15 protein-coding genes are annotated in these 14,552 nt (G+C 73.2%); 4 read left to right on the forward strand and 11 right to left on the reverse strand.

Translation table 11 applies throughout. The features are described 5' to 3' along the window. Nucleotides 1-41: 41 nt before the first annotated feature. From dmpG to K4G22_RS30030, 3 genes are read right to left on the reverse strand one after another with little or no spacing between them, the layout of a single operon-like run. Nucleotides 42-1,106 carry a 4-hydroxy-2-oxovalerate aldolase gene (dmpG, locus tag K4G22_RS30020; RefSeq protein WP_228083616.1) on the reverse strand — a complete coding sequence of 355 codons (1,065 nt, stop codon included), beginning with the start codon at nt 1,104-1,106 and terminating at the stop codon, nt 42-44. Beyond that, nucleotides 1,103-2,068, reverse strand: coding sequence for an acetaldehyde dehydrogenase (acetylating) (locus tag K4G22_RS30025; protein WP_228083617.1), 966 nt, complete (start codon nt 2,066-2,068; stop codon nt 1,103-1,105). The genes dmpG and K4G22_RS30025 overlap by 4 nt, the downstream gene beginning before the upstream one ends. Next, the gene (locus K4G22_RS30030; RefSeq protein WP_228083618.1) at nt 2,065-2,943 is read right to left on the reverse strand and encodes a 2-keto-4-pentenoate hydratase; all 879 of its coding nucleotides are present in this window, start codon (nt 2,941-2,943) and stop codon (nt 2,065-2,067) included. The genes K4G22_RS30025 and K4G22_RS30030 overlap by 4 nt, the downstream gene beginning before the upstream one ends. 103 nt (nt 2,944-3,046) lie before the next feature. On the opposite strand from K4G22_RS30030, the gene K4G22_RS30035 reads away from it, so the two are divergent. The 4 genes from K4G22_RS30035 to K4G22_RS30050 all read left to right on the forward strand — a co-directional run bounded on the left by K4G22_RS30035 (nt 3,047) and on the right by K4G22_RS30050 (nt 6,906). Continuing rightward, nucleotides 3,047-3,766, forward strand: a complete 720-nt coding sequence (locus tag K4G22_RS30035; protein WP_228084272.1) for an IclR family transcriptional regulator — start codon at nt 3,047-3,049, stop codon at nt 3,764-3,766. 90 nt (nt 3,767-3,856) lie between these two features. Continuing rightward, on the forward strand, nt 3,857-4,885 hold the full coding sequence (locus K4G22_RS30040; protein WP_228083619.1) for a nitronate monooxygenase: 1,029 nt from the start codon (nt 3,857-3,859) through the stop codon (nt 4,883-4,885). Between the two features lie 162 nt (nt 4,886-5,047). Beyond that, nucleotides 5,048-5,809 (forward strand): dioxygenase family protein, encoded by a 762-nt coding sequence (locus K4G22_RS30045; protein WP_228084273.1) that lies wholly within the window; start codon nt 5,048-5,050, stop codon nt 5,807-5,809. Nucleotides 5,810-5,814: 5 nt separating this feature from the next. Beyond that, nucleotides 5,815-6,906, forward strand: coding sequence for an NAD(P)-binding domain-containing protein (locus K4G22_RS30050; RefSeq protein ID WP_228083620.1), 1,092 nt, complete (start codon nt 5,815-5,817; stop codon nt 6,904-6,906). 13 nt (nt 6,907-6,919) lie between these two features. Here K4G22_RS30050 and K4G22_RS30055 read toward each other — a convergent pair whose 3' ends face one another. From K4G22_RS30055 to K4G22_RS30090, 8 genes are all read right to left on the reverse strand, one after another. After that, a complete protein-coding gene (locus tag K4G22_RS30055) occupies nt 6,920-7,699 on the reverse strand; it encodes a maleylpyruvate isomerase family mycothiol-dependent enzyme (RefSeq protein WP_228083621.1) in 780 nt (259 codons plus the stop codon). Beyond that, nucleotides 7,696-8,559 (reverse strand): fumarylacetoacetate hydrolase family protein, encoded by an 864-nt coding sequence (locus tag K4G22_RS30060; protein ID WP_228083622.1) that lies wholly within the window; start codon nt 8,557-8,559, stop codon nt 7,696-7,698. Before K4G22_RS30060 ends, K4G22_RS30055 begins: the two co-directional genes overlap by 4 nt. Next, nucleotides 8,556-9,623: a cupin domain-containing protein gene (locus tag K4G22_RS30065; RefSeq protein ID WP_228084274.1), complete on the reverse strand. Its 1,068-nt coding sequence runs from the start codon at nt 9,621-9,623 to the stop codon at nt 8,556-8,558. The genes K4G22_RS30060 and K4G22_RS30065 overlap by 4 nt, the downstream gene beginning before the upstream one ends. A gap of 44 nt (nt 9,624-9,667) precedes the next feature. Continuing rightward, entirely contained in the window at nt 9,668-10,528 is an 861-nt protein-coding gene (locus tag K4G22_RS30070) for an ABC transporter ATP-binding protein (RefSeq protein WP_228083623.1), read from the reverse strand. Next, on the reverse strand, nt 10,528-11,376 hold the full coding sequence (locus K4G22_RS30075) for an ABC transporter permease (RefSeq protein WP_228083624.1): 849 nt from the start codon (nt 11,374-11,376) through the stop codon (nt 10,528-10,530). Before K4G22_RS30075 ends, K4G22_RS30070 begins: the two co-directional genes overlap by 1 nt. Then, nucleotides 11,373-12,215, reverse strand: coding sequence for an ABC transporter permease (locus K4G22_RS30080; RefSeq protein ID WP_228083625.1), 843 nt, complete (start codon nt 12,213-12,215; stop codon nt 11,373-11,375). The genes K4G22_RS30075 and K4G22_RS30080 overlap by 4 nt, the downstream gene beginning before the upstream one ends. An 87-nt stretch (nt 12,216-12,302) precedes the next feature. Next, on the reverse strand, nt 12,303-12,974 hold the full coding sequence (locus K4G22_RS30085) for a cysteine hydrolase family protein (RefSeq protein WP_228083626.1): 672 nt from the start codon (nt 12,972-12,974) through the stop codon (nt 12,303-12,305). A gap of 18 nt (nt 12,975-12,992) precedes the next feature. Continuing rightward, nucleotides 12,993-13,967 carry an ABC transporter substrate-binding protein gene (locus K4G22_RS30090; RefSeq protein WP_228083627.1) on the reverse strand — a complete coding sequence of 325 codons (975 nt, stop codon included), beginning with the start codon at nt 13,965-13,967 and terminating at the stop codon, nt 12,993-12,995. Nucleotides 13,968-14,552 lie beyond the last annotated feature (585 nt).

Genomic DNA, 14,552 nt, shown 5'->3' on the forward strand with positions numbered 1-14,552 from the left:
TATCGAGAGTATGGAACAGGAAATCACTGTAATCAATACATTCATAGCGATGGGGTGGAACGACTATCGGCCCAACGCGCCGCCAGGTCAAGGGCGATGTCGGTGATCATGTCCTCCTGGCCGCCGACGAGGCCCCGTCGGCCGACCTCGACCAGGATCGACCTGGTGTCCAGGCCGTACCGGGCGGCGGCGGCCTCCGCGTGCCGCAGAAAGCTGGAGTAGACGCCCGCGTAGCCGAGGGTGAGGGTCTCCCGGTCCACCCGCACCTCCCGGTCCTGGAGGGGCCGCACCAGGTCGTCCGCCGCGTCCATCAGCGGGAACAGCTCACAGCCGTGGTCCCAGCCCATCAGGTCGGCGGTCGCGACGAACGCCTCCAGCGGGCAGTTCCCCGCCCCGGCGCCCTGGCCCGCCAGCGAGGCGTCGACCCGGGTGACCCCCGTCTCCACGGCGACCACGGTGTTCGCCACGCCCAGGCCCAGGTTGTGGTGGGCGTGGATGCCCAACTCGGTCGCCGGGTCGAGCACGTCGCGGTAGGCGCGCAGCCGGTCGCGGACGCCGTCCATGGTGAGCCGGCCGCCGGAGTCCGTCACATAGACGCAGGCCGCGCCGTAGGACTCCATCAGCTTGGCCTGCCGGGCCAGTTCGGCCGGTTCGGCCAGGTGCGACATCATCAGGAACCCCGCCACGTCCATGCCCAACTCGCGGGCCGCGGCGATGTGCTGGGCCGAGACATCGGCCTCGGTGCAGTGGGTGGCCACCCGCACCGAGCGGATGCCGAGCGCGTGGGCCCGCCTGAGATCGCCGACCGTGCCGATGCCGGGCAGCAGCAGCGTGGTGGGAACGGCGCGGTGGGTCGCGCCGACGACCGCCTCGATCCACTCCCAGTCGGTGTGGGCGCCCACCCCGTAGGTGATGCTGGAGCCCGAGAGGCCGTCGCCGTGGGCGATCTCGATGGCCGCGACACCGGCGCCGTCCAGGGCGGCGGCGATGGTCCGCGCCTGCCCCGTGGTGTAGCGGTGCCGCAGGGCGTGCATGCCGTCCCGCAGGGTGACGTCCTGGACATAGAGCGCGGGCCCGGCCGTCCTGGGGGTCCCTTCGTCGGTCATCGGGGGTCCGCCTCACGGGAGTTGGCGTGCGTGGCCATGCGCTCGGCGGTGCGCAGCGCGGCCGAGGTCATGATGTCGAGGTTCCCGGCGTACGCCGGCAGGTAGTGGGCGGCGCCCTCCACCTCCAGGAAGACCGAGACCTTGGTGGCGTCGCCGCCGGCCGCTGGCAGCAGCCCGCGCAGCGGGTCGTCGGGGGCCACGGACTCGAACTGCACGTCCTGCTTGAGCCGGTAGCCGGGCACATAGCCGCGGACCCGCGCCACCATCGCCGCCACCGAGGCGCCGACGGCCTCCCGGTCGGCGTCGGAGACCAGGCAGTGCACGGTGTCACGCATGATCAGCGGTGGTTCGGCCGGGTTGAGGACGATCACCGCCTTGCCGCGCGCCGCGCCGCCCACCCGCTCGATGGCGGCGGCTGTGGTCTCGGTGAACTCGTCGATGTTCGCCCGGGTGCCAGGGCCGGCCGAGCGGGAGGCGATGGAGGCCACGATCTCGGCGTAGTGCACGGGGGTGACGGCCGAGACGGCGGCCACGACGGGGATGGTGGCCTGCCCACCGCAGGTGACCATGTTGACGTTGGGCGCGTCGAGATGGGCGTCCCCGTTGACCGGGGGCACCAGATAGGGGCCGAGCGCGGCCGGGGTCAGGTCCACCACCGTCCTGCCGTGGTTCCGCAGTACCTCGTCGTGGTGCCGGTGGGCGCCGGCGGACGTCGCGTCGAAGACCAGCCGCACATCGGCGAACTCGTCCAGGGCGACCAGTCCTTCGACGCCGTCGTGCGTGGTGGCGACCTTCAGACGCCGGGCGCGGGCGAGGCCGTCGGAGTCCGGGTCGATGCCGGCCATCGCCACCATCTCCAGGGTCTCGGAGAGCCGCAGCACCTTGATCATCAGATCGGTGCCGATGTTCCCCGATCCGATGACCGCGACCCCGGTGCGCGCGGCGGGGGAGTGGGCGCTCATCGCCGGCCCCCCTCAGCGCCGGACTCCCCGACGCCGGACCCTTGGGCGCCGAACGAGACCCGGACCGCGCCGAGCGAGGAGATCCGCGCCTCGAAGGAGTCGCCCGGCGCTGCGGGGACCATCGGCCCCAGGGCGCCGGTGAGCACGATGTCGCCGGCACGCAGCGCGTCACCCGCCCCGGACAGCACGGACGCCAGCCAGGCGGCGGAGTTGAGCGGGCTGCCCAGGCAGTCGGCGCCGCTCCCGGTGGAGACCTCGGCGCCGCCCCGGGTCAGCGTCATCCGCACCCCGCGCAGATCGAGGCCGGTCAGCGGGACGGGGGTGCCGCCCAGCACGAACAGTCCGCTGGAGGCGTTGTCGGCGACGGTGTCGGCGAAGGTGATGTCCCAGCCGGCGATCCGGCTGTCGACGATCTCCAGCGCCGGCAGGGCGAAGTCGACGGCCCGCAGCACATCCGCGACCGTGCACGCGGCGTGCGGCAGATCCCGGCCGAGCACCAGGGCGACCTCGGCCTCCACCTTGGGCTGGAGCAGCCGGCCGGCCGGGACCAGCCCGCCGTCCGGCACCGCCATATCGGCGAACAGGGCGCCGAAGTCCGGCTGATCGACGCCGAGTTGCCGCTGGACGGCGGGGGAGGTGAGCCCGATCTTGCGCCCGACGATCCGCCGCCCGGCGGCGAGCCCACGGGCGGTGCCCAGACGTTGCACGGCATACGCGGTCTCGGCGTCGCCACCCGCGAGAAGCGTGCGCACGGGAGGGCAGGGGACGCCGCTGCGGGCCGCCTCGGCGAGGAGGTCGGCGGCCCGCGCCACGGCCGGGTCCCCTCCGTCCTCGGGGGCTGGCGCCACGGGCGGCGGCGTCGGGGGGTGGGACATGGAGGCGTTCCTTCCGCTGGGACGGACGATGCCCCCGGTATAGACGTGGCCTCCGAGGTCGGGCAAGCTTCGTTCCGTGACACGGAACGAAGAGCGCAGCAGCATGCTGGAGAAGTCAGCTTTCCTGCTGGAATGCTTTCTGCCGACCGGGGGGCCGTTTCGTCTGACGGAACTCGCCAACCGCACGGGGCTGCCCAAGGCGACGGTCCATCGGCTGGCCGCCGACCTGATGGCCATCGGCTGGTTGGAGCGTTCCGGCACCCACTACCAACTCGGCGGCAAGCTCTTCGAGTTGGGCGCCCGTGTGCCACGGCGCCGCGCGCTGCGGGAGGCCGCGCTGCCGTTCCTCCAGGACCTGTTCGAGGCCACCAGGGAGACGGTGCACCTCGGCGTGCGGGAGGGCCACGAGGTGGTGTACGTGGAACGCATCCACGGGCATGACGTGCTGCCCCTGCCGTCCCGGATCGGCGGCAGCCTCCCGCTGACCTGCACGGGCGTGGGCAAGGCGCTACTCGCCTTCTCCAGCGCCGAGTTGGCCGAAGAGGTGTTCGCCGCGCCGCTGCCGGGGCTGACGCCCCACTCGATCACCGACCCGGTCCGGCTGCGCACCGCGGTCGAGCAGGCCCAGGCCGCCGGCCTGGCCTACGAGGAGCAGGAGGCGGCGCTCGGCGTCAGCTGCATAGCCGCCCCGGTCTTCGGCTCGGGCGGCGCCGTCGCCGCCCTCTCGGTCGCCGTTCCCAGGGCCCGTTTCCGCCCGGCCCAGCTCGCCCCGGCGGTGCGCACCGCGGCCCTCGGCCTGTCCCGGGTGCTGCGCGGCGGCTGAACGGGCCGACCCCCTGTGCGTCCCGGGCGTCGGCCGATCCGGCACACTCGCACCACGACGACCGCCATGCGCCACCCAGGAGCCGCCGCCATGCCCCTCCTCCACCACCTCGGCCGCACCCTGCCGTTGGTCGCCGCCCCGATGGCGGGCGGCCCCAGCACCCCGGACCTCGTCCTGGCCACCGCCCGCGCCGGTGGCCTCGGCTTCCTCGCCGCCGGCTACCGGACCCCGGACGACCTCGCCGCCCAGCTCGCCGCCGTCCGCCCGGCGGGGCTCCCGTTCGGCGTCAACCTCTTCGCGCCCAACCCGGTGCCCGTCCCCGAGGACGCGTACCGGGCCTACGCCGAGCTGCTGCGCCCCGAGGCGCGGCGCCACGGGGTGAGCCTCACCCCGTCGCCGGTCAACGAGGACGACGACCACTGGGCCGCCAAGATCGAGCTGCTGCGCGCCGATCCGGTGCCGGTCGTCTCCTTCACCTTCGGCCTGCCCGAGCCCGGCGTGGTGGCGGCGCTGCGGGCGGCCGGCAGCACCGTGCTCCAGACGGTCACCTCGCCCGCCGAGGCCCGCGCCGCCGCCGAGGTCGGCGTCGAGGGCCTCGTCGTCCAGGCCACCGCCGCCGGCGGTCACTCCGCCACCCTCACCCCCGGGCGGCCCCTCGCCGGGACACCGTTGCCCGATCTCCTCGCCGCCGTCCGCCGGGCGACGCCGCTCCCGCTGATCGCCACCGGCGGTCTTGCCACCCCGGCCGACGTCGCCACCGCGCTCCGCGCCGGAGCCGAGGCGGCGGCGGTCGGCACCGTGCTGCTGCGCACCGACGAGAGCGGCGCCTCGGCGCCCCACCGGGCCGCGCTCGCCGACCCGGCGTTCACCGGGACCGTGCTCACCCGCGCCTTCACCGGCCGCCCGGCCCGCGCCCTGCGCAACCGCTTCACCGAGCGCTACGGCCAGGCCGCGCCGCTCGGCTATCCCGCCCTGCACCACCTCACCGCCCCGCTGCGCCGGGCCGCCGCCGGGGCGGGCGACACCGACCTGATCCATCTGTGGGCGGGCACCGGCCACCGCCAGGCGCGCGCGGAGCCGATCGCCCACACCCTGACCCGCCTGGCCGCCGACCTCTGACCGCCGACCGCCCGCGGTCCCGTACGCTCCGGCCGGGAGGTAGGCTGGGACACGGAAGTGGTTGAACATTCAAGAACATTCAAGGGTGTTCCAGGATGTTCCGAGGATTCAGTCGAGGCGTTAGGAGAGGTTCCCGTGTCGCTCGCACCTCACCCGGGACGGATGCCCGCGCTCTACCTTTCCCACGGCGCTCCGCCGCTGGCGGACGACGCGCTCTGGCCGGACCAGCTCGCCGCCTGGTCAGGGGCGCTGGCCAGGCCCACGGCGATCCTGATGGTCTCCGCGCACTGGGAGGAGGCTCCGCTGGCCCTGGGCGCCACCCGCCCGACGCCGCTGGTCTACGACTTCTGGGGCTTCCCCGAACGCTACTACCAGGTGCGCTACGCCCCGCCCGGTGCCCCCGAACTGGCAGCCGACATCCGGAAGTTGCTCCGTTCCCCCGGGATGCCGGTACAGGACGTGCCGGAGCGGGGGCTCGACCACGGGGCCTACGTCCCGCTGGTGGAGATGTACCCGGAGGCCGATGTGCCGGTCCTCCAGATCTCCCTGCCCACCCTCGACCCGGAACGGCTGATGGACGTCGGCCGCCGCCTCGCGCCGCTGCGCGACCAGGGCGTCCTGATCATCGGCTCCGGCTTCTTCACCCACAACCTCGCCGCGCTCAAGGAGGGCGGCATCCCCTCCTGGTCCGCCGACTTCGACGACTGGGGGCGCCGCGCGCTCGACGCCGGAGACGCCGACGCGCTGCTCGACTTCGCCCACGCGTCCCCCTCGGGGACGCTGGCGCACCCGCGCACCGAACACTTCGCGCCGCTCTTCGTCACGATGGGCGCGGCCGAAGCCGCGGGCGAACTGACCACCCAACGCAGCGTCATCGACGGCTTCTGGATGGGACTGGCCAAGCGGTCGGTCCAGTTCGGCTGACCGCCGTGCCCACCACCGCTGAGCGCCGCGCCACCGTGCTGGTCATCGGCGCCGGCCAGGCCGGCCTCTCGGCCGGATACCACCTGAGGCGACGTGGCTTCGCCAGCGCCCTGACCGACCCGGGGGCGGCCCGCACCTTCGTGATGCTGGACGCGGAGGGCGGCGCCGGCGGCGCCTGGCGGCACCGCTGGGAGTCGCTGCGGATGGCGACGGTCAACGGGATCTTCGACCTGCCGAGCTTCCCCCAGCCGCCGATCGACCCCGACGAGGCGAGCCGCGCCGCCGTGCCCCGCTACTTCGAGGACTTCGAGCGCACCGCCGGGCTGCCGATCCTCCGCCCCGTCACGGTCACCGCCGTCACCCGCGCCGACGCCGACCCGCACGGCGAGCTGCTGGTCGCCTCCTCCACGGGACGCTGGCGCGCCGGGGCGATCGTCAACGCCACCGGCACCTGGACCAACCCGGTGCGCCCCTACTACCCGGGCCAGGAGACCTTCGAGGGCCGGCAGTTGCACACCCGCGACTACGTGTCGGCCGACGAGTTGGCCGGGCGGCGCGTCGCGGTGGTGGGCGGCGGGATCTCCGCCGTCCAGCAGCTGGAGGAGATCTCCCGGGTGGCCACCACCCTCTGGTACACCCGCCGCGAACCGGTCTTCCTCGACGGCGACTTCCGCCCCGAGGAGGAGGGCAGGCGGACCATCGAACGGGTCAGCGCCGACGTGGCGGCGGGCAACCCCACCGGCAGCGTCGTCTCCTACACGGGCCTGGGCTGGACGTCCTACGCCGTCGCGGCCAAGGAGCGGGGCGCCCTGCGGCGGCGCCCCATGTTCACCTCGATCGAACCCCTCGGCGTCCGCGAGGCCGACGGCTCGTTCACCGCGCTCGACGCCATCCTGTGGGCCACCGGCTTCAAGGCCGCACTGCGGCACCTGGACCCGCTGGGGCTGCGCAACGCGCGCGGCGGCATCGCGATGCGCGGCACCCGGGTCGCGGCCGAGCCGCGCGTCCATCTGATCGGCTTCGGTCCCTCCCAGTCCACCGTCGGCGCCAACCGCGCCGGCCGCGAGGCGGCCAGGGAGCTGACCGCGGCCCTCTAGACCAGGCCCCCGCCTACAGCCAGCGGGGCAGGTCCGGGAGCGGCCCCGCCACGTCGAGCCGCCTGGCACCCCGTCCGGTCAGCCACCGGACCAGATCGCTCATCCGGCCGCTGACCGCGGGGCCCACGCCCCCGTCGCCCCCGGGCCGGGCCGCCCGGTCGGTCGGCACCAGGGCCGGCGGCGCCGCCTCGCCGCGCCGCCGCCAGGCGGCCAGCACATCGTCCGCCAGCCGGTCCAGCAGGTCGGGCGGCAGATCGGCGAACCGGGCGCCGCCGCCCAGGTCCACGGCGTGCACCCACACCTCACGGGTCCGCATCCACGCCGTCTCCCGCGCCGGAACGGTACGGCCCTGGGCCGTCACCACCTCCGCGTCCCAGGCCGCGTCCGGCAGATCCCGCCACTCCACGTCGAGATGCGTCTCGGAGTGCGCGAACAGGGAGCGCAGCGCCCGCGCCGGGAGCGAGGCGCCGAGCGCGATCTCCCGGGCCCGCTGGTCGGCCGAGGCGTACATCGGCCGCTCGACGCCCGTCCTGCTCCACTCGCAGAGCCGGGTCAGGGCGCGCGCGTTGTATCCGACATGGGCCACCAGCGCGGCGCGGCTCCACCCCGGCAGCCGGCTGGGGCCCGCCAGATCCCGGTCGGTCAGCCCGTCAAGCGCGCGGGCGAAGAACGCCGTGCCGGCCCTGGCCCAGGCCAGCTCCGTGGCCGGCGCGTTCGGCGCGTCGTAGCGGGCGCCCGCGCCCTGCCTGGCCCGCAGCGCGGCGCGGGCCTCGGCCAGATCGCCGCCCGTCATGTCCGGGACACCACGGGTTCGGCCGTGGCGTCGAGGGGGAGGGCCTCGGCCACCACCCGGTTGGTGAGGGTGCCGATCCCCTCGACCGTGGTGGTGAGGATCTGCCCCGGCGTCAGATAGCGGGCCGGCTTGCGGGCGTGGCCCACACCGCCAGGGGTGCCGGTGGCGATCACGTCGCCGGGGCGCAGCGTCATCACGGTCGACAGGTAGGAGATCAGCTCGGCGGGGCCGAACACCAGATCGTCCGTGGTGGTGCGCTGCACCTCCACGCCGTCGACGGCGGTCACCAGCGCGCCGCCGAGGGCGAACTCGTCGGGGGTGACCAGCACCGGGCCGAACGGGGTGCTCGACTCGAAGGACTTGCCCGGCAGCCACTGGAGCGTGCGGTACTGCCAGTCCCGCATGGTCACGTCGTTGAGGACCGCGTAGCCGGCGATGGCGGCCTGGGCCGTCGCCGCGTCGGCGCGCCGCACCGTCTCGCCGACCACCACGGCCAACTCGCCCTCCCAGTCCACCTGCTGGGACTCCGGCGGGATGACGACCGGGTCGCGCGGGCCGACCAGCGCCTCCGGGTACTTGCTGAAGACGGTGGGGGCGGTGGGCAGCTCCCGGCCCATCTCCAGGATGTGCGTGCGGTAGTTGAGCCCGACGCAGAGGATCTTCCCCGGCCGGGGCACCACGGGTGCCAGCGGGACATCGGCCCAGGCGTGGACGGGCCCGTCGGCGGTGCGGGCGGACGCGAGGCCGCCGGCCGCCAGCAGGGCGCCGACGTCCGGGTACCCGAGCTCGGTCGCGGTGTCCCCGGTCACGCGGGCCGCTGCGGTGCCGCCCTGCGGCAGTCGGATGGTGGCCAACCTCATCGGTCGTCTCCCTCGATATGGGTGCGGGCGAAGTGCAGGCGCTCCATGATCGGAGCGTCGGAGAAGCGGAACAGGTCGAAGCCGGTCTCGGCCTGGAGCGAGAACGGGACCCAGGACGGCACCACGAACAGGTCGCCGGTGCCGAGATCGTGCGGGGTGCCGTCCAGCAGGACGCGGCCCCTGCCGTCGAACACCTGGAAGACGCTGGAGCCGACCTCCCGGCGGGTGGCGGTCGCGACTCCCGGGCGCAGCCGGTGGAACTCGGCCCTGATGGTGGGCATCACATCGCCACCGGTGGTCGGGTTGACATACCGGACCGCGGCGTGGCCCTGCTCCACGGTGGCCGGCTGCCCCTCCTCCTCAAGCAGCAGCTGCTCGTTCAACGCCCGGTCCGTGTGCTCCCAGCGGTAGGCGCCGATGGGCGAGGAGACGGTGTTCCTGAGGCCGGAGAGCGGACGCAACCCGGGGTGGCACCAGAGGCGTTCGCCACGGGAGAAGTTGGGCGTGGCGTAGTCGGTGACCCGGTCCGAGCCGAACTCGAAGAAGCCGACGTCGGTGTAGTGGGAGAAGGGGATGTCCAGGCCGTCGAGCCATGCCATCGGCTGGTCGGTCTCGTTGTGGTGGCCGTGGAAGTGCCAGCCGGGGGTGAGCAGGAAGTCGCCCCGGCTCATCCGGACGGGGTCCCCGTCGACGACCGTCCACACGCCCTCGCCCTCCACCACGAAGCGGAACGCGTTCTGGGAGTGCCGGTGTTCGGGCGCGGTCTCGCGCGCGCCGAGGTACTGGATGGCGGCCCAGAGGGTGGGGGTGGCGTAGGCGCTGGGGGCGAGCCCGGGGTTGGCCAGCGCGATCGCGCGGCGTTCCCCGCCCCGGCCGACCGGCACCAGATCGCCGGCCCGCCTGGCCAGCGGGTACAGCGCGTTCCAGCGCCACACATGGGCCTCGGCCCTGGGCGCGGGGTGCATCGGCATCAGATCGCCGAGCTGGGTCCACAGCGGAACCAGGTTCGCCGAGGCGAAGTCCCGGTAGAGCTGGTCGAGTTCAGGACTGTCGCCCGCTGTCATGGCATTGGCGACCGAACCGTGTCCCGCGGGTGGTTCGTCGACGGTCATCGGGTCGCTCCCTTCGTCAGGTCGTTCGGCTCGTCGGGGCGGTGGCCCCGCTTGGCCTTCTGCACCAGTTCATGGACATGGGTGCGCAGTTCGGCGAACCTCGGCAGGTTGCGGGTGCCCAACTGCTCGCGCTCGTTCGGCAGATCGACGGTGACGTCCTCCATGATCACGGTGGGCCGTCCGGAGAGGACCAGCACCCGCTGGCCCAGATAGATGGCCTCGTCGATGTCATGGGTGACGAACAGCAGCGTGATCCCCAGCCGGTGCCACAGCTGCCGGACCAGATCCTCCAGATCGGCCCTGGTCTGGGCGTCGACGGCGGCGAACGGCTCGTCCATCAGCAGGATGTCCGGCTCGTAGGCCACCGCGCGGGCGATGGCGACGCGCTGCTGCATCCCGCCGGACAGCTGCCACGGGTAGGAGTTCGGCACGTCGGCCAGGCCGACGGCCTCAAGGGACTCGTCGACCAGGCGGCGCCGCTCCGCCTTGCCCAAGCCCTTCTCCCGCAGCGGCAGATCGACGTTCCCGGCCACCGTCAGCCAGGGGAACAGGCTGCGGGCGTAGTCCTGGAAGACGACGGCCATGCCCTCGGGCGGGCCCGAGATGGCCGTGTCCTCCAGCGCGACGTCGCCCCGCGTCGGGGGCAGCAGTCCGGCGATACAGCGCAGCAGGGTGGTCTTGCCCGCCCCCGAGGGGCCGACGATGCACACCATCTCGCCGTCGCTGACGGAGAAGGTGAGATCGCGGATCGCCTCGGTCGAGCCGGCGGAGGACTCGTACACCTTGTTCAGGCCCGACACCCGCAACAGGTCGGCGCGGACGGGGGGACGGTCGGTGCGTGGGGTGTCGACGGTCATCAGGAACCTCCTCGTTGCGACTGGCGCTGTCCCCGGTACCAGGCCAGAACGACGCGTTCGACGGCACGGAAGAGCAGGGACAGCAGGACACCGACCAGTCCGAGCAGCAGGATTCCCGTCCACATCTGCGGCAGGGAGAAGCTGCGCTGGAACTGGATGATGGTGAAGCCGAGCCCGTTGTTGGCGGCGAACATCTCGGAGATCACCATCAGGATGATCGCGATGGACAGCGCCTGGCGGGCTCCGGTGAAGATCTGCGGGCTGGCGCCCCGCAGGATCACGGTCCGCAGCCGGGTCACCGGGCGCAGCCGGTACGTGCGGGCGGTGTCCCGCAGCAGCGGGTCGATGCCGCGCACACCCTCCACCGTGTTGAGCAGGATCGGCCACAGCGCCCCGGTGGCGATCACCACGATCTTCATCGTGGTGCCGATGCCGAAGAACAGCATCAGGACGGGCACCATCACCGGCGGCGGGATGGCGCGGAAGAACTCCAACACCGGCTCGACGAACGCCCGCAGCCGCGCCGACGATCCGATCGGCACGCCGAGGGCGATCCCGAGCACCAGGGCCAGCGCGTAGCCGGCGCTCAGCCGCCCGAGCGAGGGCAGCAGCTCGCTGGTGATCCGGCCCTCGAACCAGGTGGGTCCGAACACCTCCAGGATCTCGCGCAGCGGCGGGAAGTAGAAGCTGTTGAAGTCCTCCGACACCACCCACCACACGGCGACCACCACCGCCGGCAGGCCCAGGGTGACGAGCAGCGAACGGCCCAGGGCCAGCGCGCCCCGGCCGGCGCCCCGCCGACGGCGCGTGGCCGACCTGGCGGAACGCGTGGGTATGACGGCGGTCATGAGGCGGACTCCTGTCGCACGGAGGGGTGCCAACGCAGCAGACGGCGTTCCACCAGGCGCGCCAGGAGGTTGACGGCGACGCCCAACAGGCCGGTGACGATGATCAGGGCGTACATGGAGGCCACCGCGCCCGAGGTCTGCGCCACGGCGATCAGCCGGCCGATGCCGTCCGTGCCGATGATCAACTCGCCGGTCACGGTGAGGATCAGCGCCACGCTCGCGGCCAGCCGGAAGCCGACCACCGCGTACGGCAGCGTGGTCGGCCACGCCAGCCGGGTGGCCGTGGTGAGCCGCCGGAACCGGTAGGACCTGGCGGTGTCCCTGGCGACGGGGTCGATGTCCCTGACCCCGGCCAGCACCTGGAGCAGCACCTGCCAGAAGCTGGCGTAGATCACCAGCAGCAGGGTGGCCTCCCGGCCGGTGCCGTACAGCAGCACGGCCAGCGGGATCAGCGCGACCGAGGGGATCGGACGCAGGAACTCGATCAGGGAGGCGGTGGTCTCCCGCAGCCACCCGACCGAGCCGATCACCATGCCCAGCAGGGTGCCGGCCAGCACGGCGATCGAAAGGCCGATGCCCCAGGTGGTCAGGGTCTCGCCGAGCGCCCGCCAGAAGTCGGCGGTGCCCACCCGGTCGGACAGCGCGGACACCATCTCCGAGAACGGCGGCATGAAACGGGAGTTGACCAGGCCCACGCGGGGCAGCAGCTCGACGACGGCGGCCAGGGTGGCCACGCCGCCGAGTCCGAGCAGCCCTCGGTGCGGCGGACGCGCGGGGCGCCCGCGCCGGACGGCGCCCGTCGGGCGGGCCGGCGCCGGATCTGCGACGGTCGTGGTCATGGGCGGCGCCCGCTTCCCTCGACCGGGTACGGATGGTGGGTGGCACTCGGCTCAGCCATCACGATTCACCCCTTCTCTCCAATGTCTTCAGCTTCTTCTCCGCCACCGGCCGACCAGCGCGTCGGTGGCGACGGCCCTTCCGAAGCTCCGCTCGACGACCGCGACCGAGGCCGCGTGCTCCGCCTCGGTGTAGGCGGCACACGCGTCCTCGACCAGCGTCGCCAGATAGTCGTGGTCGACCGCCGAGCGCAGCGAACTCTCCACGCACACGTCCGTGGTGACGCCGCAGAACAGCAGCGAACGCCGCCCGTGGCCCGCGAGGCGCTCCACGAAGCCGGGCCCGGTGAACGCGCTGTAGCGGTGCTTGACCGCGACCCACTCGCCCGGCCGTGGCGCCACCCGGTAGAACTCGGCGCCCCAGCCCCCGCGCCGACAGTTCGGCCCGGCCGGCTCGAACCCGGGGCCGATGCCGGGGGCGAGGCGGTGCCGCCAGGCGGCCGAGTCGAGACCGGGGCCGTGCTCGGTGCGGACGAAGACCACGGGGACGTCGGCCCCGCGGGCCGCGTCGACCAGCACCTCGATCCGGTCGACGGCCCGGTGTACGGCGGTCAGGTCCCGGCCGGCGGCGGCCATGGTGCCCGCCGGATGACAGAAGTCGTTCTGCACGTCGACCACCACGAGCAGCGCGTCCTCGGGCGCCTCGCGCACCACGGTCGTCTCGGTCGTCTCGGTCGTCGTCTCGGTCGTCGTCTCGGTCATGGTGAAGTCCGCGCCCGCTCAGCGGCCGAGGAGGGCGTCGAGGTCGATCTCGTCATCGACGAATCCGCTCCTCACCATCCGGTCCGCCAGGAACTCCAGCGAGGCCACGTCCACCTCGCTGTGGAAGCCCGGCAGGATCATGGCGTCGGCGATGGCCGGTTCGAGCTCCTCGATCTCGGGGAGGGCCTGCCGGAACGCGTCCGGGTCCTCGGTGACCAGCTCGGCGGTGTCGGCGATCGCGGCCTGGAAGGCGGCCACCGCCTCGGGGTCGCGCTCCGCGAAGTCCTGGGTGGTGAGGTAGGAGCCGATCTGAAGGCCCTCCATGGACTCGACATAGGGCCACAGCACGGGCGTCAGCCCGTCGTTGACGCCCATCGTCAGGAACGGCTCGATGACCCAGGCCGCGTCGATCTGCCCGTTGGCCAGCGCCGGCAGCATGTCGGGGAAGCCCAGCTCGACGAACTCGACCCCCGAGGTGTCGACGCCGCGCTCCTCAAGCGCCGCCTCGATGGTGATGTCGCCGATGTTCTCCAGCGTGTTCACCGCGATGGAGGCGCCGGCCAGGTCATCCGCCGCCTCGATGCCCGACCCCTCGGCGGCCAGCACCGCCGAGAAGTCGGCCGTCGGGTCGTCGGTGGCGAAGGTACCGGGCGCGATCATCCGCAGCGGCAGGCCGCGCTCCGCCGCCAGCAGGCCGCTGACGACGTTGGACCCCGCGATGTCCAGGTTGCCGCCGACCAGCGCGGGTATCGCCGCCGCGCCGCCGGCCGAGGCGTCGATCCGCAGCTCGATGCCGTGCTCCTCGAAGACGCCCTGCTGCACGCCGAACCGCAGGAACGCCGAGGGAACGCCGTCCGTCTCGCCGATCCTGATGACGCCGCCGGAGCCCTCCCCCTCGCCTCCCGAGGCGTCCGGCCCCGTCGAGGCGCCGCAGGCGCCCACGCAGAGCAGCACGCCGGCGGCCACCGCCGTTCGTAGGGTGTGGTGTCTCATCGTTGTCTCCTTCCTTCCGGGCCGTCCCGAGCCCTGGCGCGGCGGCCGTCCGTGGACGGGCCGCGCGGCGCCTCATGGCAGGAGCGTGTCCAGGTCGATTCCGTCTTGGTCGAACAGGCCCCACCGGCCGCCGGGTTCGGCGTGCCATGTCACGGAGGCCAGGCGGTACCGCCGTCCCGCCCGGTCTCGCGGGCGAGGGGAGGTCCCCCCAGGTGCACGGTGGAGGAGGCGATGGCCATGGGTGCCCCCGGTCACGACCGTGGCTCTCCCTCCGGGGAGACCCGAGCCGGTACGGCCCACGACCGCTGTGTCGTTCACCGTGGAGCACCTCCAACGTCACGCACCGCGATGGGCTGGTGCGGGTCCAAGCAACATAAGTGCGCCACGACACCTCGGGGGTTTCTGCCATCAGGATTCTTCTATGACGAATCTGGCTTTCCGCCAGCCGGTCGCCGGGGTGCGGAGCCGTAGTCTCAGAAGCCGATCTACTGCTGCAACAGCTGAGATCCCGGGCCGGACGGGGACAATCCGTCCGTTCCGCAAGGAAGAATCAGGATCAGCAGACGAGCCTGGCAGGCCACTCCC

Source organism: Streptomyces profundus (assembly GCF_020740535.1).
Taxonomy (GTDB): Bacteria; Actinomycetota; Actinomycetes; order Streptomycetales; family Streptomycetaceae; genus Streptomyces; species Streptomyces profundus.

Excerpts from the sequence above, each read along its gene's own strand:
- dmpG (WP_228083616.1), bottom strand. The coding sequence starts at position 1,106 with ATGACCGACGAAGGGACCCCCAGGACGGCCGGGCCCGCGCTCTATGTC.
- K4G22_RS30025 (WP_228083617.1), bottom strand. The coding sequence starts at position 2,068 with ATGAGCGCCCACTCCCCCGCCGCGCGCACCGGGGTCGCGGTCATCGGA.
- K4G22_RS30030 (WP_228083618.1), bottom strand. The coding sequence starts at position 2,943 with ATGTCCCACCCCCCGACGCCGCCGCCCGTGGCGCCAGCCCCCGAGGAC.
- K4G22_RS30035 (WP_228084272.1), top strand. The coding sequence starts at position 3,047 with ATGCTGGAGAAGTCAGCTTTCCTGCTGGAATGCTTTCTGCCGACCGGG.
- K4G22_RS30040 (WP_228083619.1), top strand. The coding sequence starts at position 3,857 with ATGCCCCTCCTCCACCACCTCGGCCGCACCCTGCCGTTGGTCGCCGCC.
- K4G22_RS30045 (WP_228084273.1), top strand. The coding sequence starts at position 5,048 with ATGCCCGCGCTCTACCTTTCCCACGGCGCTCCGCCGCTGGCGGACGAC.
- K4G22_RS30055 (WP_228083621.1), bottom strand. The coding sequence starts at position 7,699 with ATGACGGGCGGCGATCTGGCCGAGGCCCGCGCCGCGCTGCGGGCCAGG.
- K4G22_RS30060 (WP_228083622.1), bottom strand. The coding sequence starts at position 8,559 with ATGAGGTTGGCCACCATCCGACTGCCGCAGGGCGGCACCGCAGCGGCC.
- K4G22_RS30065 (WP_228084274.1), bottom strand. The coding sequence starts at position 9,623 with ATGACAGCGGGCGACAGTCCTGAACTCGACCAGCTCTACCGGGACTTC.
- K4G22_RS30070 (WP_228083623.1), bottom strand. The coding sequence starts at position 10,528 with ATGACCGTCGACACCCCACGCACCGACCGTCCCCCCGTCCGCGCCGAC.
- K4G22_RS30075 (WP_228083624.1), bottom strand. The coding sequence starts at position 11,376 with ATGACCGCCGTCATACCCACGCGTTCCGCCAGGTCGGCCACGCGCCGT.
- K4G22_RS30080 (WP_228083625.1), bottom strand. The coding sequence starts at position 12,215 with ATGACCACGACCGTCGCAGATCCGGCGCCGGCCCGCCCGACGGGCGCC.
- K4G22_RS30085 (WP_228083626.1), bottom strand. The coding sequence starts at position 12,974 with ATGACCGAGACGACGACCGAGACGACGACCGAGACGACCGAGACGACC.
- K4G22_RS30090 (WP_228083627.1), bottom strand. The coding sequence starts at position 13,967 with ATGAGACACCACACCCTACGAACGGCGGTGGCCGCCGGCGTGCTGCTC.